The organism is Sutcliffiella rhizosphaerae, from assembly GCF_917563925.1.
Classification (GTDB): domain Bacteria; phylum Bacillota; class Bacilli; order Bacillales; family Bacillaceae_I; genus Sutcliffiella_A; species Sutcliffiella_A rhizosphaerae.
The window spans coordinates 57,356-78,816 of record NZ_CAKJTJ010000014.1; the positions used below are offsets into that span (position 1 = coordinate 57,356).

General features: G+C 36.0%; 23 protein-coding genes and 1 pseudogene. 18 read left to right on the forward strand and 6 right to left on the reverse strand.

The window, feature by feature from the left end:
- Window positions 1-35: 35 nt before the first annotated feature.
- Window positions 36-731 (reverse strand): DUF1287 domain-containing protein, encoded by a 696-nt coding sequence (locus LRP81_RS13330; RefSeq protein ID WP_230501861.1) that lies wholly within the window; start codon window positions 729-731, stop codon window positions 36-38.
- A gap of 18 nt (window positions 732-749) precedes the next feature.
- Window positions 750-1,190, reverse strand: coding sequence for a DinB family protein (locus LRP81_RS13335; RefSeq protein WP_230501863.1), 441 nt, complete (start codon window positions 1,188-1,190; stop codon window positions 750-752).
- A gap of 260 nt (window positions 1,191-1,450) precedes the next feature.
- Between LRP81_RS13335 and LRP81_RS13340 the strand changes: the two genes are divergently transcribed.
- The 5 genes from LRP81_RS13340 to LRP81_RS13360 all read left to right on the forward strand — a co-directional run bounded on the left by LRP81_RS13340 (window position 1,451) and on the right by LRP81_RS13360 (window position 2,984).
- Entirely contained in the window at window positions 1,451-1,585 is a 135-nt protein-coding gene (locus LRP81_RS13340) for an FbpB family small basic protein (protein ID WP_230501864.1), read from the forward strand.
- A gap of 66 nt (window positions 1,586-1,651) precedes the next feature.
- A complete protein-coding gene (locus tag LRP81_RS13345) occupies window positions 1,652-1,795 on the forward strand; it encodes an acid-soluble spore protein N (protein WP_230501866.1) in 144 nt (47 codons plus the stop codon).
- 88 nt (window positions 1,796-1,883) lie between these two features.
- Window positions 1,884-2,129 carry a small acid-soluble spore protein Tlp gene (gene tlp / locus LRP81_RS13350; protein ID WP_263458245.1) on the forward strand — a complete coding sequence of 82 codons (246 nt, stop codon included), beginning with the start codon at window positions 1,884-1,886 and terminating at the stop codon, window positions 2,127-2,129.
- Window positions 2,130-2,258: 129 nt separating this feature from the next.
- Window positions 2,259-2,684: an acyl-CoA thioesterase gene (locus LRP81_RS13355; protein WP_230501868.1), complete on the forward strand. Its 426-nt coding sequence runs from the start codon at window positions 2,259-2,261 to the stop codon at window positions 2,682-2,684.
- 3 nt (window positions 2,685-2,687) lie between these two features.
- Window positions 2,688-2,984, forward strand: coding sequence for a hypothetical protein (locus LRP81_RS13360; protein ID WP_230501870.1), 297 nt, complete (start codon window positions 2,688-2,690; stop codon window positions 2,982-2,984).
- A 94-nt stretch (window positions 2,985-3,078) separates the two neighbouring features.
- Here LRP81_RS13360 and LRP81_RS13365 read toward each other — a convergent pair whose 3' ends face one another.
- The gene (locus LRP81_RS13365) at window positions 3,079-3,366 is read right to left on the reverse strand and encodes a HesB/YadR/YfhF family protein (protein WP_230501872.1); all 288 of its coding nucleotides are present in this window, start codon (window positions 3,364-3,366) and stop codon (window positions 3,079-3,081) included.
- Window positions 3,367-3,509: 143 nt separating this feature from the next.
- Here LRP81_RS13365 and LRP81_RS13370 point away from each other — a divergent pair, with 143 nt between their 5' ends.
- Window positions 3,510-4,028, forward strand: a complete 519-nt coding sequence (locus LRP81_RS13370; protein WP_230501874.1) for an NUDIX hydrolase — start codon at window positions 3,510-3,512, stop codon at window positions 4,026-4,028.
- A complete protein-coding gene (locus LRP81_RS13375) occupies window positions 4,015-4,452 on the forward strand; it encodes a GNAT family N-acetyltransferase (RefSeq protein ID WP_230501876.1) in 438 nt (145 codons plus the stop codon). The genes LRP81_RS13370 and LRP81_RS13375 overlap by 14 nt, the downstream gene beginning before the upstream one ends.
- A 38-nt stretch (window positions 4,453-4,490) precedes the next feature.
- On the opposite strand, the gene LRP81_RS13380 is transcribed toward LRP81_RS13375, so the two are convergent.
- Window positions 4,491-5,672, reverse strand: coding sequence for a CapA family protein (locus LRP81_RS13380; protein WP_230501878.1), 1,182 nt, complete (start codon window positions 5,670-5,672; stop codon window positions 4,491-4,493).
- Between the two features lie 191 nt (window positions 5,673-5,863).
- Between LRP81_RS13380 and LRP81_RS13385 the strand changes: the two genes are divergently transcribed.
- Window positions 5,864-7,642 carry a S9 family peptidase gene (locus tag LRP81_RS13385; protein WP_230501880.1) on the forward strand — a complete coding sequence of 593 codons (1,779 nt, stop codon included), beginning with the start codon at window positions 5,864-5,866 and terminating at the stop codon, window positions 7,640-7,642.
- A gap of 382 nt (window positions 7,643-8,024) precedes the next feature.
- A complete protein-coding gene (locus LRP81_RS13390; protein WP_230501882.1) occupies window positions 8,025-11,075 on the forward strand; it encodes an efflux RND transporter permease subunit in 3,051 nt (1,016 codons plus the stop codon).
- Between the two features lie 39 nt (window positions 11,076-11,114).
- On the opposite strand, the gene LRP81_RS13395 is transcribed toward LRP81_RS13390, so the two are convergent.
- Window positions 11,115-11,471, reverse strand: coding sequence for a hypothetical protein (locus LRP81_RS13395; RefSeq protein WP_230501884.1), 357 nt, complete (start codon window positions 11,469-11,471; stop codon window positions 11,115-11,117).
- Between the two features lie 153 nt (window positions 11,472-11,624).
- On the opposite strand from LRP81_RS13395, the gene LRP81_RS13400 reads away from it, so the two are divergent.
- The 5 genes and pseudogenes from LRP81_RS13400 to LRP81_RS13420 all read left to right on the forward strand — a co-directional run.
- The gene (locus tag LRP81_RS13400; RefSeq protein WP_230501886.1) at window positions 11,625-12,326 is read left to right on the forward strand and encodes an HAD family hydrolase; all 702 of its coding nucleotides are present in this window, start codon (window positions 11,625-11,627) and stop codon (window positions 12,324-12,326) included.
- The gene (locus tag LRP81_RS13405; protein ID WP_230501888.1) at window positions 12,302-12,847 is read left to right on the forward strand and encodes a GNAT family N-acetyltransferase; all 546 of its coding nucleotides are present in this window, start codon (window positions 12,302-12,304) and stop codon (window positions 12,845-12,847) included. The genes LRP81_RS13400 and LRP81_RS13405 overlap by 25 nt, the downstream gene beginning before the upstream one ends.
- An 88-nt stretch (window positions 12,848-12,935) precedes the next feature.
- Window positions 12,936-13,517, forward strand: coding sequence for a histidine phosphatase family protein (locus tag LRP81_RS13410; protein ID WP_230501891.1), 582 nt, complete (start codon window positions 12,936-12,938; stop codon window positions 13,515-13,517).
- 105 nt (window positions 13,518-13,622) lie between these two features.
- Window positions 13,623-14,027, forward strand: coding sequence for a VOC family protein (locus tag LRP81_RS13415; RefSeq protein WP_230501893.1), 405 nt, complete (start codon window positions 13,623-13,625; stop codon window positions 14,025-14,027).
- A 93-nt stretch (window positions 14,028-14,120) separates the two neighbouring features.
- Window positions 14,121-14,495 (forward strand): annotated as a pseudogene (locus tag LRP81_RS13420) (NUDIX domain-containing protein); the annotation flags it as partial.
- A 28-nt stretch (window positions 14,496-14,523) separates the two neighbouring features.
- Here LRP81_RS13420 and plsY read toward each other — a convergent pair.
- Window positions 14,524-15,129 carry a glycerol-3-phosphate 1-O-acyltransferase PlsY gene (plsY, locus tag LRP81_RS13425; protein WP_230501895.1) on the reverse strand — a complete coding sequence of 202 codons (606 nt, stop codon included), beginning with the start codon at window positions 15,127-15,129 and terminating at the stop codon, window positions 14,524-14,526.
- Window positions 15,130-15,312: 183 nt separating this feature from the next.
- Here plsY and LRP81_RS13430 point away from each other — a divergent pair, with 183 nt between their 5' ends.
- The 4 genes from LRP81_RS13430 (at window position 15,313) to LRP81_RS13445 (ending at window position 21,039) form a co-directional block, all read left to right on the forward strand.
- Window positions 15,313-15,726, forward strand: a complete 414-nt coding sequence (locus tag LRP81_RS13430; protein WP_230501897.1) for a CoA-binding protein — start codon at window positions 15,313-15,315, stop codon at window positions 15,724-15,726.
- 226 nt (window positions 15,727-15,952) lie between these two features.
- Window positions 15,953-17,917, forward strand: a complete 1,965-nt coding sequence (gene parE, locus LRP81_RS13435; protein ID WP_399207700.1) for a DNA topoisomerase IV subunit B — start codon at window positions 15,953-15,955, stop codon at window positions 17,915-17,917.
- A 3-nt stretch (window positions 17,918-17,920) separates the two neighbouring features.
- On the forward strand, window positions 17,921-20,359 hold the full coding sequence (parC, locus tag LRP81_RS13440; RefSeq protein WP_230501900.1) for a DNA topoisomerase IV subunit A: 2,439 nt from the start codon (window positions 17,921-17,923) through the stop codon (window positions 20,357-20,359).
- 113 nt (window positions 20,360-20,472) lie between these two features.
- Complete coding sequence (locus LRP81_RS13445; RefSeq protein ID WP_230501902.1) at window positions 20,473-21,039, forward strand: cysteine hydrolase family protein; 567 nt, start codon at window positions 20,473-20,475, stop codon at window positions 21,037-21,039.
- Window positions 21,040-21,461 lie beyond the last annotated feature (422 nt).

The window sequence follows — 21,461 nt, forward strand, 5'->3', positions numbered from 1 at the left end:
AAGGAGTCCTACTTCCATGGATTCCTTTTCCTTTTTTAGAAATTCCATCTGTAATGTCCTGTAATCGGTGATCTGAATGAAGTCAGTTTAATTTCAGAAGCATACGGATGGGTGTTATGAATCAAATACGGTATCCCATCTTTTGTGCGCTTATCAGAGATTATTCCAACATGATCAAACTCTCCACCAAGAAAGACAACAATATCACCTGGTTGCCAATCCTTTAAGTTTTCGATATCTCCTTCTATTAGTTCTGTTGTTAATGATGTTGAGTAACGCTCAAAAAATACAGCTTGATTTGGGACGCGTCTAAAATCGATATTAGGATCAGGATTTCCCCCAACCCTTGGATAAAGTTTTGTATTTTCAGCAATATCGGCGTCCATTAAATCTTTCAGATTGATTCCTGCTCCGAGAAGTCCCCTCCAAACTACGTCGGTACACACTCCTTCGGTATTAGGTGGATAACCGCCATCATAATATACACTTTTATAAGGAGTTCGCTGCTCTACTTCTTTCCTTGAAGTGAAGACAATATCCAGCGCATCAGGAACGCCGTTATCGTTGTTATCCATCTTGGTGATGTTAAGTGGTATCTCAATTTCTTTTGTAAAGGGCATGGTCATCTCTACACCTAGAAAATCAAGGACGATACCATCACGGAAGATAAAAACAAAATAAAGAATAAAAGCAGACAAAAATCCGACTAGTACAATTCTTTTCTTTTTCAACTAAAATTCCCCTCGAGGTTATAAAATTTGATTCAAATGATGTTGATCATGTTTACAGAACATCTTCAAAAAAGATTCGGTGTTGAAACGCCTTTTACCTTCTCCAATAGTGAACTTTGTTTCAGTATCAATTTTTTTCAATTCATTTATCAATTCCTCACGTGTATGAGTAAATTCTTTTTGGAATTCCTTATAGTCATTAAATCTTTTTATGTAGTCTATCGCTTCTTTGTTATATTCATCATGATTAGGAAATGAAGGCAGTACGCCATTTGCTTTTATCTGCGGTACCATTACATCTTTTAAAAATTTATCCCAATAATAGATATGTCCAACAACTTCAAATCTGGACCATTTATTGTCTGCTATTGGAGTGCTGAGAGGGTGGGAATTATCATTTAGAACGTCTATAAAAATTGCCAAGTTTTCTCTATATGTTTGAAAAGCGGATTTTGTCATTTATATCCCTCATTTTCTAAAAATTCGTGTTAAAAAAATTGTAGCTTAATATTCCATTTATTACAAGAACGTGTATTCGTATAATAGTGGTTTTATTTTCAAATATCTGGGTAATTCATTAAGAAGATACTCAAACATAAGATACTTCACCGAGTTTTCCCTTTCTCATGAATTTCTCATCAATTTGTTCGGAAATTATCATAATTTTTAAGAATTTTGGACATTAATACTATTACAATAATAAATAAGAAGGTGATAATATGAGAAGAATTCGTAAACGTTCTTTTGAAGAACTAGTTATTGAAAATAAACAACTCTTGCTAAAGGACGAAGAAGCTTTGCGCAAAATTGAAGACCGTCTTGAAGAAAAAATGTTAAACAAGGCTGCAGAATAACTTTCAATAATTTCTTGTTATGAAAATCCCTCCTCCTTCAAATAGTAAGGGTAGGAGGGATGTTTTATGAGTAATCCAAAAAGAAATAATAAACATTTTGTTCCAAACCATATTGGGACACAATCTCGTGCAGCTGGAGGAAACAAAGGCAAAAAAATGCAGGATACTTCCGGCGAACATGCACAGGTGATTCAAACTAAAGGAGAATAAACCTCCAAGTATTTCAAGTGTTTTTAACTGATAATTGTAAACAATAATCTATGTAGTAGCTCATTAATTATTATGGGAGGCGTTTAGATTGGAAGAAAATAATCATTATCGTACAAATCCCGATGACCGTAGTGATAATGTCGAAAAACTTCAAGATATGCTCCAGAATACTATTGAGAATATTGAAGAAGCACAGGACTCTATCCAATTTGCAACTGAAGAAGAGAAATCTCTTATTGAAGCGAAAAATAAGCGTAGGGAAGAAAGTATTCAAGCTTTCCGTTCTGAAATTCAAGATGAAGCTAACTCCCGTGAAAATGGTTTCAATAAATAATTAAGGTGGGCACTCCATTGGTGCCCATTTTTTTTAATATAGCTTGAGTAAAACTTGCCAAATCAATGTGGAAAAATATTCATTTATGTTATGATATGGGGAACACAATAACACAAATGAGGGATCATCATGCTTATTTCCAAAAAAGAAATTGAAGTTCGCTATGCAGAAACGGACCAAATGGGAGTAGTATACCATGCTAACTACCTTGTCTGGATGGAGCTAGGAAGGACGCAATTAATCAAAGACTTAGGTTTTTCTTATGCAGAAATGGAACAGGATGGGATAATATCGCCTGTGATAGATATTCAAGCAAGCTATAAAAAACCACTTCGTTATGGGGATTACGCCACCATACATACATGGATTGAATCTTATGATGGCTTTAGAGTCGTATACGGCTACAAAATTTTAACACCAAATCAAGAGGAGGCATTGCTTGGTACCTCTTCTCATGTGTGTGTGAAAAAGGATAATTTCAAACCAATTATTATTAGAAAAAAATATCCAGAGTGGCACGAAGCATATGAAAATGCTAAAAAACAGGGTGAATAAAGTATGGCATTTGGTATAAATCGAAAAGAACTTGAGGATTGGAAACAGCAAGTAAGTAGCGGTGAAATAGCATTTATTACCCATTTCTGGGTTCATCCGCGTTTTGAAGGTATTACTTCCGTTACAAAAGTAGGATGCAATGATGTACATAAGTTAGTATCTTGGGGAAGGAAATATGGTCTTCAGGAACAATGGATCCATAAACGAAATCTATTTCCCCACTTTGACCTTATTGGAGAAAAACAATTGGAAGTACTTAATCAGGAAGGACAATGGGAGCAATTAAAAAGGTTTTTCTAACACCATTGTGTAAAAAGCAAAGACAAGTCAACTGTTTTGGAATATGAAAAAGAAGTGGGTAAGCTTCTACAAGCATTTCCACTTCTCATTACTATCACTCATAATCAAAGGTTGGCTCATTTAAATCATCATTAAATTCGATATGCAAATCGTGGCCATCAAAATACCAGGCCTCTTTATCTTCTACAAAAAATGTGATGCCATCTTTAACAATCTGTGCAATAGGTTGATCTGGGTCCTCTTTTATAATACCTAAAGAAAATCCCTTTTGCACTGTACTGCAACCACCATATCGGACATGGAATTTGATATGATCGCCACTTTCTAAATTTAATTCATTTTTGTACCATTCGAATGCCTTTTCTGACATAGTCATTTCCACTGTTGAGCAACTCCTTTACTCTTTAAATATATTACGTTAATTGATAAAAGGAAAGATGCTTCCGTTTACACGCAATCTGTCAATACCATTATTATACCTGATTACCAACAATTGAACCATTGAAACCACTTGAGGAGGAACTAATGGAACTACCATATACTATGTGTTTTATTAAACGGAAAGACACTGTTCTATTATTGCTAAGGACAAAAGATCCCAATAATGGCAAATGGAACGGAGTTGGTGGGAAAATCGAGAAAGATGAAACACCATTAGCAAGCGTTATTAGGGAGACACGGGAAGAAAGCGGGCTTATTATTAATGACATGACGTTTAGAGGAATTGTCACTTGGAACAAGAGAACTGGGATGTATGTATATGTTGGTAATGATTTTGAAGGAAGCCTTATGAAAGATGGACCGGAAGGAAAACTAGAGTGGAAGTCAAAAGAGTGGATAGTAAGTTCATCTGAAGTTGTAAGTAACATTAAGTTCTTTCTAGATGAACTATTTAGCAAAAATGAGCCGGTTGAGCATTCTTTTATGTATAATTCAACAGGGAATATAACGGAATATGATGTAATAGGGTTAAATCATGAAGTAATAATCGCTGCTACAACAAAAGTAAAAAGCATTGAGGAGAAAATTTATGCAAATTATTAAAGCATCGTTAAAACACTTAAATGAAGTAGCTGTTCTGTTTAATTCATACCGGGAATTTTATGGGCAACCTACAGATTTAAATGGAGCAAAAGAATTTTTGGAGAAAAGATTGGCAAATGAAGATTCTGTTATTTTTTTAGTTATAGAACAAGAAAATGCGTTAGGATTTGTTCAGCTTTATCCTACATTTTCGTCAGTGAAAATGAAAAATATGTGGATTCTAAATGATTTGTATGTCACAAAATCCGCTAGAGGAAAAGGTATTGGACAAATTTTAGTAGAAAAAGCCATTGAATTTGCAAAGGAAACAGGTGCCACAGGGTTATTATTAGAGACAGGTAAGGAAAATAGCAATGCACAAAAATTGTACGAAAAAACAGGTTTTCATCAAGAGAGCAATTATTTTTACTACTATTCTATATAAGCAATCAGCACCGATATGAAATCGGTGCTGAAAACCTTTTAGTTAGTATATTCTCCCTCTTCCAACCATTGATACATATGCTCCATCATCTCGATATGTTTAACTTCTCCTTGTGGAAAACCGTATTTAGCAGCTTCTTTAAGTAAAACAATATGATATAAGGTAGGATTAACTTGTGAAACATAGGTTGGAATAAAATTATCCACCTTTACTTCAATGTTTTTATCCTTACCATCCACGAATTTTTCTACTTTTAACTGTACAATCCCACCAATATCCTTGTAATCGTCCTTTTGCCCTGACAGGAAATTACCTAATGAATATACGACAAACATTTTTCCACCATCAGGTCTTTCAATAAAGTCCATTGGTTGGAGCACATGAGGGTGGTGACCAATAACAATGTCTACCCCGAGCTCCGCCAAAAAGCTTGCAAGCTCTTCTTGCTCACTGTTAGGATAAAGTACGTATTCTACACCCCAGTGCATCGCAACAACGATCACATCTGAGTTATCCTTTGCTTCTTTAACATCGCGTTTAATTGCTTCTTTGTCAATTAAATTAACGAAGTATTCCTTACCTTCAGGAATAGGTATTCCATTTGTCCCATATGTATAAGACAAAAAGGAGAAATCAATACCATTTTTGCTGATCGTACGAAGTCTAGATTTATCTTCAAAACTTTTATAGCCACCAACATACTCCATCCCAATGGTTTCATAGTGATTAATTGCGTTCATGATCGCTTTTTCACCACGATCAAGTGTATGGTTATTGGCAATGCTGACTATATCCACCCCAGCCTCTTGCAAGGCATCTGCTACTTCAAAAGGAGAGTTAAAGCTTGGGTAGTTAGAGAGACCGATCTCTGTTCCCCCGATAATGGTTTCTTGATTAGCGATCGAAATATCCGTTTCTTGTAGATAAGATTTTACCCGCTCAATCATCGGATTAAAATTATAAGCGTCTGCTCCTGTTTTTGCCGCATTATAAACCGTACTATGTATTAAAAGGTCTCCCACTGCAGATATGGTTGCTTCTGTGCGGAAAGCTTTTTGCGGTTTGGTCCATTCAGTATTCTTATGGTTCTGAATGATGGTTGTTGAAGTTCCCTCTTGATTTTGCTCAGCTGTAAAAGAATTAAAATGATTCAAAGTCAAGTAAGAGAATATGAGTCCTAAAGAAAGGACGATAACTACTGGAAATAAATATTTCTTCATTTTTCATGAACCTCTCTTCCTATTATTACTTCCAACATAATACATACTTTTCGTTTATTTTGTCGAATCAGGTCGAATGATAAAAATATTGAAGGAAATATGTACTGTTAATAGAATATGTTAACTGTAGAATACTTGAAGGTCCAAATGCAGGCTTTTTGAGGAATACTAACTTAAAGGGGGAGTTTTACATGCTTACGTTTAAAAAACCAACAGCTGAACAATTCTTCAAAGTATTTAACATCGAGGATTTTAGTGTCAGTCCAGATGAATCACAACTAGTATTTAGTACGAATTTAACAGGATATTATAATATTTGGGCGATGGATTTGCCTAACAATTACCCATATCCACTTACTTTCAACAATCAGAGTTGTCATGGAATTAAATATGAACCAAATGGTAAATACATCATGGCAAGCTTTGATCATGACGGGAACGAATTGACACAACTTTATGCACTGCCGACATCTGGGGGTGATTTGAGTGATATTCGGGTAGATAAGGATCATCGCCATATGGTAGCAAGGTTCTCAAAAGATGGAAAAAGAATTTTCTACACTGGAACAAAAGATAACAAAACATTTTTGAATACTTTCTCCTATGATATAGAAAAAGGGGAAGAAAAGCTAATTGTAGAAGGAAAAGATGCTTCCACTTATTTACTTGATGTTTCTGAAGATGAAAAAAGTTTTATTTTCTTAAAGCAATTTTCAAACACCTATACACTTGCATACTTACTTGAAAATGGGAAAGAAGTACAGCTAACTCCTCCCACAGATAAACAGCATACAGTAAATGGACCAGTGTTTACGGATGAAAATACCATCTATCTATTAACGGACTATGAAGATGATAGTACTTATGTCGCTCGGTATGATATACCTTCTGGTTCATTTGAGAGAGTTTCAAATGGCGACCTACACTTTAGTGAACTTTACTTCAACAAGAACAGTAATAAGCTTTACATAGTGTCATCAAAAGGAGTAGAGGATACGCTTTATACGTATTCCCTAGAGAGTAATGAATTAACAGAATTGGATGCCCCTGTATCCATCATAGATAAATTGATCATTTCTAAAAAAGGTACAGTATATTTACTCGGAAAAACCGCAATAAAACCTGCTAATATTTATAAGCTGGAGGATGGTAATTGGTCTTGTTTAACAAATAATCGTGTTCCTGCTGTTTCAGATGAGGACTTAAGCGATCCTGAAATTTTGACCTACCCTTCATTTGATGGGTTAGAAATTGAATCATTGTTTTTTAAAGCAAAAGAGGAGGTATCAAATGGTCATGTTATTCTCTGGCCACATGGTGGACCTCAAGCTTCTGAACGTAAATTCTTCCGTTCGTATTTCCAGTTCTTGATTAACCGTGGGTTCAGTATATTCGCTCCTAATTTCCGGGGCTCTTCCAACTATGGATTATCTTATATGAAGATGGTAGAGGGTGATTGGGGCTACGGTCCACGTCTTGATAATATTACTGGTTTAGACTGGTTGATTGAGAAGGGATATGCCGAAAAGGATAAAATCTTCTTGATGGGAGGCAGCTATGGAGGGTATATGGCACTCCTGCTTCACGGAAGACACCCAGAATATTTTAAAGCTGTGATCGATATTTTTGGTGTGAGTAACCTATTCTCCTTTATAGAATCTGTTCCTGAGCATTGGAAGCCAGTCATGAAACAATGGGTAGGAGATCCTGTGGAAGACAAAGAAAAACTTACAGAATTTTCACCAATTACCTACTTGGATACGATGACAAAGCCGATGTTGATTATCCAGGGTGCGAATGACCCTCGAGTTGTAAAACATGAGTCAGATCAAATAGTAGAAGCGCTTCAGGCTAAAGGAAGAGACGTGGAGTATATCGTGTTAGACGATGAAGGCCATGGATTTTCGAAAAAAGAAAATGAAATAAAAGTTTTTCAGGCTATTTTAGATTTTATTGAAAAACATACGTAATGTTCTCTATTGGAGTCGAATCTCGGTATTCGGCTCTTTTTTTATTTTTTGTTTTGTAAGCGTTAAGTGATGAATTTTAGATATCTAGCTGCCGAGGGTTGGCGCACTTCCTGCATAGGATGGAACCTCTACCTAAACTTCGGAGGTTGCGAAAATAACTCAAGTGAGCAAATAAGCGAAGCCAAGTGAGGAGTATCAACTCCCGAATTTATCAAAGCCTAATTTTTGAGATGTATCCAGACCTGCCCTATAGTCTTATATCCATCTAATCCCCTAGAAGTATTTTCCAATTTATCCTTTAATAGTACTGTTGGAGCACTTATAATCAACTGTATTACTGGTAATATATTCATCTATTACTAATTAAAGGAGAGAAATAAAAGTGAAGTTAATAGAGTTTATTTTAAAAAAGAAGTTGGCAATGGGATTAATGGTTGTATTTTTGTTTGTAATTGGATTCTATGGATTAACAAAGTTAGATCAAGAATTATTTCCCCCAATTGCTTTTGACATGACGGTGGTTCAAGTTGAGGCTGGAGAAATGCCTGTGTTGGATGTAGAGGAAAAAATCACAAAACCAATTGAACAAATTTTAGATGGGATGGAAGGGGTAGATTCTCACGCTTCTTCTTCTTACATCGGAAGGTCCTCGGTTACGGTATGGATTGAGGAAGGTAGAGGGGATGAAGTTCATAAGGCAATTGATGCTGCTGTAATGCCTCTACAGTCACAAATTAATGGAGTTAATTTCATCCACAGCGTACAAATAACAACTGCTCAGGATTATGATTTCTTTATGGATGTATCCGGTGGTAGTATGCAACAGATTACTGACTTTGCTATAAATGTGATAGAGCCCAGGTTAGAAGCTCTTCCCGAAGTAAGAGATGTACAATTTGAGGGTTTAGAAGAGAAAGAGATAGTAATTAGCTTCAATAATGAGGAATTAGTAACCGCAGGAGTTGATGCTCAGCAAGTAATAACAACCATTCAACAATCTAATATCATTACTTCTTTTGGGCAACTAGGAGAAGAAGAAAATGAGCCAACGGTAAGATGGAATACTTCACTTTCAAATATAGAAGAATTGGAAAACATCCTTATTCCAACTATGGATGGGGTAAAAGAATTAAAGGAAATGGCAGAAATAAAACTTCAAGTGAAGGACGTATCTTCTGGAGTATGGAAGGACGGAAGTCAGGATGTCGTTATGGTACAAATCGGGCGCACGTCAGATTATACCCAAATTGAAATGGCAGAGGCTGTCCGGAAGGAAGTTCAAAAAATCAAAGAGGAAGGACTTGTAGCAGGATTTGAATTTAATGAAGTAGTGTCTCAGGCTGACTATGTAAAAGATGCGGTTGATGGAGTTACCACTAATATATTAATAGGTGGATTAATTTCTATTATTATATTGTTTTTCTTCCTCCAAAACGTCAGAGCAACCATCATTATTGGTATATCCATTCCTTTATCAATCCTTCTTACATTTGCAAGCATGTGGCTCTTTGACTATAGTTTCAATATGTTAAGTCTTATTGCTTTAGGACTAGGAGTAGGAATGATGGTGGATGCATCTATTGTAATTTTAGAATCCATTTATCGGAAAAAAGAAACGGGGTATCACGGAAAAGAAGCGGTACTATTAGGTGTAAAAGAGGTTGCTTCAGCAGTAATAGCCTCCATGCTTACAACCATTGTCGTATTTTTACCAATTGGATTATTAAGCGGAGAAGCAGGTAAGTTTATGATTATACTTTCAGTTGTCGTAATCGTTACATTAGTAAGTTCAGTTATTGTATCCTTTACTGTAATACCTTCCTTAGCTGAAAACTTTTTAAAGTTATCCAGCAAGCAAAGATTAAAAAGAAAAGGTAAAGTGACCGGTTTTTATGGTCAAATTTTAAGTTGGGTGACTAGTAAGAAAAGAAGGCGCTATGGAATCATTTTTCTATTCGCTCTCTTATTTATCGGTTCTTTGGCTTTATTACCAAAAGTACCGATGACGATAATGCCGGATATGTATAATCGTTATTCGGAATTGATGATATCCATTGACAGGGGAGTAAGTCCGAATCAGAAACAGGAAATGGCTGAGGCGATTCATCAAAAGCTCTCTCTCATTGACGATGTAAGGGAAGGATTTGTTTTAGACCAAGTTGATTCACTATTTTTGCTCGTTAATATGACCCCTGAAGAAGAGGCAACAATGGATCAAAAGGAAGTCAATGAACAGATATTACATGAATTACTTGAATTAAAAGATGACTATCCTATTGTAGATGTATCTTCCGTTATGAGTATGGGTGGAGGGTATCCTGTACAAATTGATATTCAAGGAGAAAATATGGAAGATTTAAATAAGATTTCAACCAATTTATCCTCTGAATTAAATAAAATCGATGGAATAATTGGGACAACAAATTCTTTCGGCAGCCTTGTAGAGGAAGAGCTTGTCATTTTAGATGAATCTGCTATGAAAAGGGACGGTATTTCCCCAAATCAAATTGTTGGACAGTTAGACAGTTTAACGATGCAATATCCAATTGGAACCTTACAGGATGAAAAAGAAACTGCGATAACAGTAGCGCAAGCTCAATCTTTTAACAATAAAACTGATGTGTTGGAAATGGAAATATTTACGCAGCAGGGGATGAGAAAGCTTTCAGAATATCTTAGTTTTCAAGCAACAAAATCACCAAGCCAAATCGATCACATGAATGGTGATAGGGTAGTAAGTGTGATGGCGAATATTGAAAATCGGGATTTAGGATCAGTCAACCGAGATGTTCAACAGCTATTACAACGCTTTGAGACACAAGATGGGTATACTGTGTCCATTAGTGGAAGTCTCGAAGAACAGCAGGAAATGATGATGGAAATGATAGTTATTATTGGTGTGGGTATCTTTCTCGTCTATGTTGTAATGGCTGTTCAATTCAATCATCTCATTCATCCAATCATAATTATGTCTATCATTCCCATGATTTTTACAGGAGTAATATTAGGTATGCTTTTGACCCAACGAGAGTTAAGTATTATGTCAGGTATGGGGATTATAATGCTTATGGGTATTGTCTTAAATAATGCTATTCTCTTGATTGATCGTGCGAAGCAATTACGTAATGAGAATTATCATGCATCTGAAGCAATCGTAGAGGCTGGAGTAAACCGCCTCAGACCAATATTTATGACTACCTTGACAACCGTGGGAGGAATGCTTCCCTTGGCAATTTCAACAGGTGCAGCTAGTAGTTATCAAGCTCCACTGGCAACAGTTGTTATTGCAGGCTTACTCTTTTCGACGCTTATCACTCTTCTATTGATTCCGGCGGTTTACATGCTATTCCATGATATAGGAGTAGGCATGAAAAGACTTTTCATGAAAAAGAGTAAACAGTCGTTGGATACAGAAACGAAAGTAGCAGGATAAATTAGAAATGCATCGCCTCAATAGGAAGCGATGCATTTTTTATATACTTTCTGTTTTTTCTTGTCTTTTCCATCGTGTGTAGTTATACATTATTTCTATACTAGCACTAATTATTAGCAGACCAATCACACCAAGGGCAATCGTAAGTTCAATTTTATAAAAAATAATTACTACAATTAGAGGTATGAATACAATTGGATATGTCCACATCGAGCGAATAAATCTTCGTCTGTAACTAAGACTATAGTAGACTAGAGAAAATCCCTTATCTACTTTTTCTTTGTTTCTATAGAATCGTGATAAGAACAGAGCCAAAAAAATAATAACAATCGTCACTATTAAATAGGTAACTAAAATGGGTGATCCAAAGAAATCTTTCGTTATTTCAAAGTTCATATATGTATCCTTTCACATTTAATAGTTAGTATAATAATAACATATTTTGTTAGTAATGTATAAATATTTCAAGTATTAGGGTAAGGACCTGGCAACCAATTTTCACTAATGATGTCCTTCAAATAAATCACCGTAATGGGGAGAGAAAAACTATTGATTAAAGCTGTTATTTTTGATTTGGATGGAACGTTATTGGATAGAGAACAATCTATTGAAAAATTTGTATGGGCTCAGTATGATAAGTTTTCTTCTGCATTTTTAGGTGTAAGTCAGAGTGACTATGTGAAGAGATTCATAGAACTAGATGAAAAAGGCTATGTTTGGAAAGACAAGGTATATCAGCAGCTAATAGATGTGTTTAACATAACTTCCGTAACCTGGGAAGAGTTGCTACAAGATTATTGGGATAATTTTAGTAAATACTGCGTACCGTTTGAGGGGTTAACAACTACACTAGATTTCTTATATGAAAGGAAAATACAATTAGGAATTATTTCTAATGGTTATACACAATTTCAGTTAAGTAACATAGGAAGTTTAAATATAAGGAATTACTTCCAAATAATTTGTATCTCTGAGAATGAAGGGACGAAAAAACCTGAAGCGGCAATTTTTAATAACACATTAGCCAAAATAGGAGTAGTTGCTTCAGAGTGTATATATGTAGGGGATCACTCTATAAATGATATCCGAGGGGCAAATGAGGTAGGAATGAAAACTATTTGGAAAGAAGTGCCTGAGTGGGATCAGACTGATGCGGATTATACAATAAAGAATTTAAAGGAAATAACAGAAATCATTCAAGCCCTAATTAGTAAGGAGGACTGTGATTGTTATATCAACAAGGTGACATGAAAGTGAGAAACTTAGAGAAAAGAGACGCAAAATTACTTCTTAAATGGTTAACTGATTCTTCAGTACTCCAATATTATGAAGGCAGGGACAAGGTATTCGATATCGAGAGCATACAAAGGAAATTTTTTCAACGGACCGATGTAATACGTAGATATATAGTGGAATGTCAGAATCAAAGGATTGGATACATACAAGTTTACCCAATTAATAAACATACAAGTCCTTTTGTAGAATACTTTCAAGAGAAAGATGTTGTTGGCATGGATCAGTTTATTGGTGAGAGCGCATATTTAAACAAAGGGATAGGGACACAACTATTAACATCTATGGTTCAGTATCTTACAGAGAAAGAAGGTGTGGGCAAGATATTAATGGATCCTATGGTAACAAATGCACGAGCGGTTCGTTGTTACGAAAAGTCAGGTTTTATAAAAAAACAGGTTCTTTCGAATCATCTGCTGCATGAAGGGGCATATCGAGACTGTTGGTTGATGGAATACGCTAAAAAATGCGGATTATAAATCCGTTTCTTATGTACTTAAGTTGTTATTTAGGTTTGTTTCCAGTAAACTGAAAATTCAATAGATTGATAGGTTAGGAGTGTTTTATGTGACGATAATAGGTTTTATAAGACATGGTACAACAGCATGGAATAGAGAACGAAGAGCCCAAGGGAGCTCAGATATTCCACTTGATCAAGAAGGAATTAGTGATGCAAAACGGTTGGCAAAACGGCTCCAAAAAGAAGAATGGGATTTCATTTATTCTAGTGACTTAATGAGAGCAAAACAAACCGCTGAGATTGTTGCTAAAAGTATGAATGTAAACGAAGTTAGTCTTGATAGTAGATTGCAAGAAGTGAACGGTGGACAAATTGAAGGAACCATTGAATCTGAGAGAATAGATAAATGGGGTGAAAACTGGCGTGAACTGGATCTTGGGATGGAGTCACTTGAAATAGTCCTAAAACGTGCCCATTCCTTTCTTGAAGATATAACCAAAAAGCATCCTAATAAGAAAGTACTTGTTGTAAGCCATGGTTCATTTATCCGCCACATCTTAAGCGATTTAGTAAAAGATTTAAAAATGGAGTCCCATCTTGAAAATACATCTGTAACTATGGTAAACGTCAGAGAAGGTATTTGGGAGTGTGAAGTATATAACTGCATTAAGCATCTTAAAGGGGATTGAACTCGTCTCATGCAACAACCTCTATGATTCTTCATAACAATTTGCCATAAACTCTTTATTATTCTATAATAAGAACAAACGTTCGTAATTCGTAGGAGGTAGCATATGAGAGGCTTAATTCACCACATTGAGATATACGTGTCAGATTTAAAGAAATCTAAAAAGTTTTGGGGTTGGTTATTGGAGGATCTTGGTTATGTCAGTTACCAGAGTTGGGACAAAGGACAAAGCTGGAAATTGGATCACACCTATCTTGTATTTGTGCAAGCAGAAGAAGACTTTTTACAACCTGCATATCACCGTAAAAGGGTAGGACTAAATCACCTAGCCTTCCATGCGTCCAGCCGGCAGGAAGTAGATGTTTTGACGAAAAAACTATTGAATAGGAATGTTAAACTCCTTTATAAAGATAAGCATCCTTTTGCAGGAGGAAGCAATTATTATGCCGTCTTTTTTGAAGACCCTGATCGTATAAAAATAGAAGTTGTTGCTCCACCAGAATCAGAGTAATACTTAATGTCTGTTAGAAAATAAAAGAAACGAGTGACTCACCTTCCCAAAAGTCAGGATGTACACCATGTGTCTAGCAATAAATAAAGATAAGGTTTTCCTGGATATATTGCACCTGGTGGAAAGGTGGAGTTCCCTGAGAGCCTATCGGAAGGCGCAAAAAGATAAGTTTTTGAAGAAACTGGTTTACTTGTTCATAATCTTAGCTATAAAGGTCTAGATGAATAGGTAGATGAAGGAAACGATGAACATTACATGGTATTTAATTACATAACAGATTCATTTGAGGAATCGCTACTAGAGCATCCACCCAAAAGGGAATTAAGATGGGTTACCATGGAGGAAGCTTTGAAATTACCAATCCAATCCTGGTTTAAGGAGCGATTTCCTCTCTTTTTCCAAGACGGCACTTTTGTTTGGGAAGATTATTTTGAGAAGTCGATAAGGGAAGTAGTTACGAAACATTAAAAAAAGCACTCGAAAAGCTCGAATGCCTCTAAGATACATTTTTCTTTTTTAATGTTAACCATGTAATTTTGGGCTCTGTTTTATTAATGATCCTCCCAATATTGGTTCTGTGTTTGAATATAACGAAAGCTGTTAATAAAGATACAGCTACAACTAGTGGAACATCCCCATAAATCAAACTGTAGATGGTTGTAACGAGACCTGTCAACATAGATGACAATGACACATACTTAGTTAAAAATAAGAATAAAAAGAAACAAAATAGCATTAGCCCAAAAAGAATCGGGCTGGCGAAAAGAAGGACTCCTCCTGATGTGGCCACTGCTTTACCACCGCGAAACTTTGCAAAAACAGGATATACATGGCCAACTACTGCAAATGCTCCAACAAGTAATGGGTGAATGTCTGCACCAAATAATACCGGTAAAGAAGCAGCAAGTGTACCTTTTAAAATATCACAAATCGTAACAATCATCCCTGCTTTAATACCTAAAGTACGAAATGTATTAGTCCCTCCTAAGTTTCCACTCCCGTGTTCTCGGATATCTATCCCATATCCGACTTTTCCGACAACGAGTGCAAATGGAATGGAACCAATAATGTAGGCAAGGATAATAACTAACAGTTCAATCATTCAATAAACCCCTTTATGTATAAATTCCTATCTTTAATATATGTTAATTTGGACATGTTGCAAAGGGTTTATTGCAACTTATGTAGAATTTTTTATGAGTAAGTCTTAACATCAGGTTGTTAAATACCGATTTAACGGGTATAACAGTAATAATTTTAATAAAAAAGAAAGGAAGTTGTTAGTATGAGTATGGAAATACCAAGTCGTGAAGAAATCGGTAAAATTTTAAAGAAAAGTAAACGAATTGCTGTCGTAGGATTGTCTGCTAATCCAGAACGAACTTCTTATATGGTCTCAAAAGCGATGAAAGATGCAGGATATGAAATTATCCCAGTAAATCCTAGTGTAGATGAGGTATTAGGTGTTAAAGCGGTTCCTTCATTAAAAGACATAGAAGGACATGTAGATATAGTAAATGTGTTTCGACGTTCAGAACATTTGTATGGTGTTGCAGAAGAGTTTCTTGAAATGGATGCTGATGTCTACTGGGCACAGCTTGGCCTATCCGATCAAAAAACATATGATTTATTGAAGGAAAAAGGCTATACTGTAATTATGGATCGTTGCATTAAAGTGGAGCATGCACTAACAAGATAGCTTGCACTGTCCTTGTTTTATCATTAATAAAACAAGGACTTTTATTCGTGTAAAAACAGGCTATCCTTAAAGGTTGTTGGTGAAAGACAAGTGTCACTATACATTTGAACATAGACAACGAAAAAATGTATGATAATATATATACGGATAATCGTTTATAGCAAGATTAATTACCTATACATAAAGAAAAGCTTTATTGGTAGTATGTGAAAGGGGTATGTTTTCGGTGGTAAAAAAAACGATAGAATATAACGATGATGCTATTCAGGTGTTAGAAGGTCTGGAAGCTGTTCGAAAACGGCCAGGAATGTATATTGGAAGTACTGACAGCAGAGGTCTTCATCACCTCGTTTATGAAATCCTTGATAACGCAGTTGACGAAGCACTAGGCGGATTTGGGGATCATATCATTGTGACTATACATAAAGATAATAGTATAAGCGTGAAGGATAAAGGTCGTGGAATGCCTACCGGAATGCATAAAATGGGAAAACCAACCCCAGAAGTCATTTTAACGGTCCTACATGCAGGTGGTAAATTTGGACAAGGGGGATATAAAACGAGTGGAGGGCTTCATGGAGTAGGGGCATCTGTCGTGAACGCTCTGTCAGAATGGTTAGTAGTAACGATCAAACGGGATGGAATCATCTATGAGCAGCGTTTTGCAAATGGTGGTACACCTGTCACAACACTTGAAAAGATCGGAACTACCAAACAAACAGGTACTACTGTTCATTTTAAACCAGATCCAAGTATTTTTAGCACTACCGTTTATAATTTTGAAACTTTATGTGAAAGGCTAAGAGAGTCTGCCTTCTTATTAAAAGGATTAAAAATTGAATTAATCGATGAGAGAAATGCCGAAAAAGAGAGTTTTCACTATGAGAGCGGAATTGAAGCATTTGTAGAATATTTAAATGAAGAAAAGGATTCCTTACATACGGTTGTGTCTTTCGAAGGTACGCAAAATGGTATAGAAATCGATTTCGCTTTTCAGTTTAACGATGGGTATTCTGAGACCATCCTTTCATTTGTAAACAATGTACGTACTAAAGATGGTGGTACTCATGAAGCGGGAGCAAAAACGGCGATGACGAGAATCTTTAACGAGTACGCTCGTAAAGTGAGCTTGTTAAAGGAAAAAGATAAAAATCTTGATGGTTCTGATATTCGTGAAGGTCTATCTGCCATTGTTTCTGTCCGCATCCCTGAAGAACTTTTGCAATTTGAAGGCCAGACGAAGGGTAAACTAGGAACTAGTGAAGCACGTTCTGCTGTAGACAGCGTTGTATCGGAGCATTTGGCTTATTTTCTTGAAGAAAATCCCGAAACTAGTTCAATGCTTGTAAAAAAATCCATTAAGGCATATCAGGCTCGAGAAGCTGCCAGAAAAGCGCGGGAAGATGCGAGGAGCGGTAAAAAACGTAAACGTTCCGATGCAATGTTAAGTGGAAAGTTAACACCAGCACAGTCACGAAACCCCCAGAAAAACGAAATCTATTTAGTAGAGGGAGATTCAGCTGGAGGGTCTGCTAAACAGGGACGTGATCGACGTTTCCAAGCAGTTCTGCCACTTCGAGGAAAAGTAATCAACACAGAAAAAGCAAAGCTTGCTGATATTTTCAAAAATGAAGAGATAAACACGATTATTCATGCGATTGGCGGTGGCGTAGGACCTGATTTTTCTGTGGAAGACATCAATTATGACAAAGTAGTAATCATGACAGACGCAGATACAGATGGTGCTCATATCCAGGTTCTATTATTAACATTTTTTTATCGTTATATGAAGCCATTAATTGAAGCAGGGAAGATATTTATTGCTCTTCCACCTTTATATAAAGTAAGTAAAGGAACAGGTAAAAAAGAAGTGTTGGAATACGCTTGGTCAGATGATGAGCTTCAAGGAGCAATTAAAAAAATTGGCCGCGGTTATACGATTCAACGCTATAAAGGTCTCGGTGAAATGAATGCCGATCAATTATGGGAAACAACGATGAACCCTGAGACACGTACACTTATTCGAGTCCGGATTGATGATGCTGCACGTGCAGAAAGACGTGTTACCACATTGATGGGGGATAAAGTGGAACCAAGGCGAAAATGGATAGAAAGCCATGTTGCTTTCGGCTTGGAAGAAGACCAGAATATTTTAGAAAATGATAACCTTGTGGTCGCAGAGGAGGTATAACAGATGACACAGACAGAGAAATTTCATGATTTACCCCTAGAGGAAGTAATAGGCGACCGCTTTGGACGTTATAGTAAGTATATTATTCAAGAACGTGCTCTACCGGATGCACGTGACGGTTTAAAGCCAGTACAACGAAGAATTTTATATGCGATGTATGCAGAAGGAAACATTGCCGATAAACCATTTAGAAAATCAGCAAAAACAGTTGGTAATGTTATCGGTAATTACCACCCACACGGTGATTCTTCTGTATATGATGCAATGGTCCGTATGAGCCAGGATTGGAAAGTCCGTAATATGTTAATTGAGATGCATGGAAATAACGGTAGCATAGATGGAGACCCTCCAGCTGCGATGCGTTATACAGAAGCGCGTCTATCTCCCATCGCATCAGAACTTTTAAGAGATTTAGATAAAAAAACGGTAGAGTTTATTCCTAACTTTGATGATACATCTGAAGAACCCGTCGTTTTACCTGCTATGTATCCAAATCTTTTAGTAAACGGTTCAACAGGTATTTCTGCAGGCTATGCAACGGATATACCACCACATCATCTTGGTGAAGTAATTGACGCCACAATTATGCGCATTGATAATCCAAATGTTTCTGTGGACGAGTTGATGACCGTTATAAAAGGTCCAGATTTTCCTACAGGAGGTATTATCCAGGGGTTAGAGGGCATTAAGAAAGCCTATGAAACTGGTAAAGGTAAAATTATTGTGCGTGGATTGTCAGAAGTAGAAACAATTCGTGGTGGGAAACAGCAGATTGTTATTACAGAAGTGCCTTATGAGGTAAACAAAGCAAATTTAGTAAAAAAAATTGATGAACTTCGCTTTGATAAGAAAGTTGATGGAATTTCTGAAGTGCGGGATGAAACAGACAGAACAGGTCTAAGAATTGTTGTTGAGTTGAAAAAAGAAGCAGATGCAAACGGAATTTTACATTATCTTTATAAAAATACTGATTTGCAAATTACATTCAATTTTAATATGGTAGCCATCTATAATAAGCGTCCAACACTTATGGGGTTACCACATTTTTTAGATGCATATATTAATCACCAAAAAGAAGTGATTTCTAATAGATCCCGATATGAGTTAGAAAAAGCAAAAGAACGCCAGCATGTTGTCGAAGGCTTAATGAAGACTCTTTCTATCCTAGACGAAGTAATTGCAACCATTCGCGCTTCTAAGGACAAACGTGACGCTAAGGATAACTTAATTGCCAAGTTTGATTTTACAGAGCCACAAGCGGAAGCTATCGTTTCTTTACAGTTATACCGTTTAACTAACACAGATATAACAGCGCTTCAAGCAGAAGCAGATGAACTCGCTAAAAAGGTTGCAGAACTAGAAGCAATTTTATCGAGTGAAAAAAAGCTTTTTGCTATAATTAAGACTGATTTAAAACGTGTGAAAAAGTTATATGCTAATGAACGGCGTTCCAGCATTGAAGATCAAATTGAAGAGATTAAAATTAATCTAGAAGTAATGATTCCTTCAGAAGATGTCATTGTTACAGTGACAAAGGATGGCTATGTGAAACGCACCAGCTTGCGTTCATATTCTGCATCAAATGGTCAGGACTTTGGGATGAAGGAGACAGACCGGATTATCGCAAAACTTGATATTAACACAACTCAGACATTGCTGTTGTTTACAAACAAAGGTAATTATTTGTTCTTGCCTGTACATGAGTTACCTGATATTCGCTGGAAGGACATGGGGCAACATGTTGCCAACATCGTTCCAATCGAACGCGATGAAGTGATAATCAAAGCGATACCTGTTAGCAGCTTTGAAGACCCTAAGTATTTGCTATTTATTACCCGTAATGGAATGGTAAAGAAAACGGAACTCAACGCATATAAAGCCCAACGATACTCTAAACCATTGATGGCAGTGAACATTAAAGGAACAGATCAGGTCGTAAATGTTCATTTAACTGATGGTAAACAAGACTTATTCCTTGCCACAAGAAATGGTTATGGACTATGGTTTACAGAAGAAGAAATAAATGTAGTGGGAGCACGTGCAGCTGGTGTGAAAGGAATTAATCTCAAAGATAGCGATTTTGTCGTTAATGGATTAGTTTTTGAAAAGGAAGCAAAAATAATGCTTTTCCTTGCCACACAACGTGGTGCTGTGAAAAAAATGAAAATCACAGAATTCGATCAAGGTGGCCGTGCTAAACGCGGACTTGTAATGCTTCGAGAAGTGAAAAACAATCCGCATCAAATAGCAGCTATTGAATTGGTTGATTCAGCTAGTAATGTATATATTCAATCAGAAAAAGGTAATGTTGAAAAACTATCGGCAGCATCATACAGAAATAACGATCGTTATTCCAATGGATCATTTGTATTAGATCAGCAAGATGCAGGTGATGTTACGGAAATGTGGGTGGAAACCCCTGAGAAAGAAAACAACAACTAGTGAAAAGCCACTCCGTGTGTTTATAAGGAGTGGCTTTTCATATTAGGTACAACTTTATTCATAATCAATGTATGTAAAAAATAACATAGATTATAGGGAAGAGAGGGGATAATGTGAAACCAGTATTACTCGTAGTAGATGTACAAAAAGGAATGGATGAACCAACCTGGGGAATTAGAAACAATATTCAAGCAGAGGAAAAAATGCTAGAGTTATTAAATGTATGGAGAAAGAATGAGCTGCCAATCATACACGTTCAACATGTATCCCAGAATCCAGAATCTCCATTACATCCCAGCTATCCAGGATTTCAGTTGAAAACTGGGTTTGAACCAAAAGAAGATGAATACTTTATTCGTAAAAAGGTAAATAGCTGTTTTATTGGCACGAACTTAGATAATTACTTAAAAAATAATGGGTATCAAACTTTGATAGTAATAGGGCTTACATCTAACCATTGTATATCTTCCACAGTCAGAATGGCGGGAAATCTCGGGTATCGAACATATGTTTGTAGTGACGCAACAGCAGCATTTGAGACTACTTCTTATGATGGAGTAGACTTAACAGCAGATGAAGTACATCGTCATGCTTTGTCTTCGTTACATCAAGAGTTTGCCGAGGTAGTTACAACAAATAATGTTATTAGCATGATCGAGAGCATCAAAAAGAATGTCTGAGCAGTTGCCAGGCATTTTTTATTTGTGTGCGTATGATTATTGACAATATTACAAATCGGTAGTTTAGAATGTATATAAAGCAGAATTGAACAGTAAAAATATATTATGTAAACTAGTGAAATGAAATAGCAGGGAAGTATATAAAGAGAGATTGTTTTTTTAGAAATTATTTGTATGAATGAAACTAGTATAAAATTAATTATATTTTAAGTAGCTGACTATATTTTATTTCAGGATAAATTACGTTGGTTTATACTCAATAAAATATAAAGGGCATTTTAGAAAGCTTTATAGAAACATTCATAAATAGCAATTTAATTACATATTGTCTCAATATCAAAAGTATACTTGCTTAATGATACAAAATTATTAATTTTCACATAACTTCCTATAATAGATGTTATGTTAACAATAAAATGAAT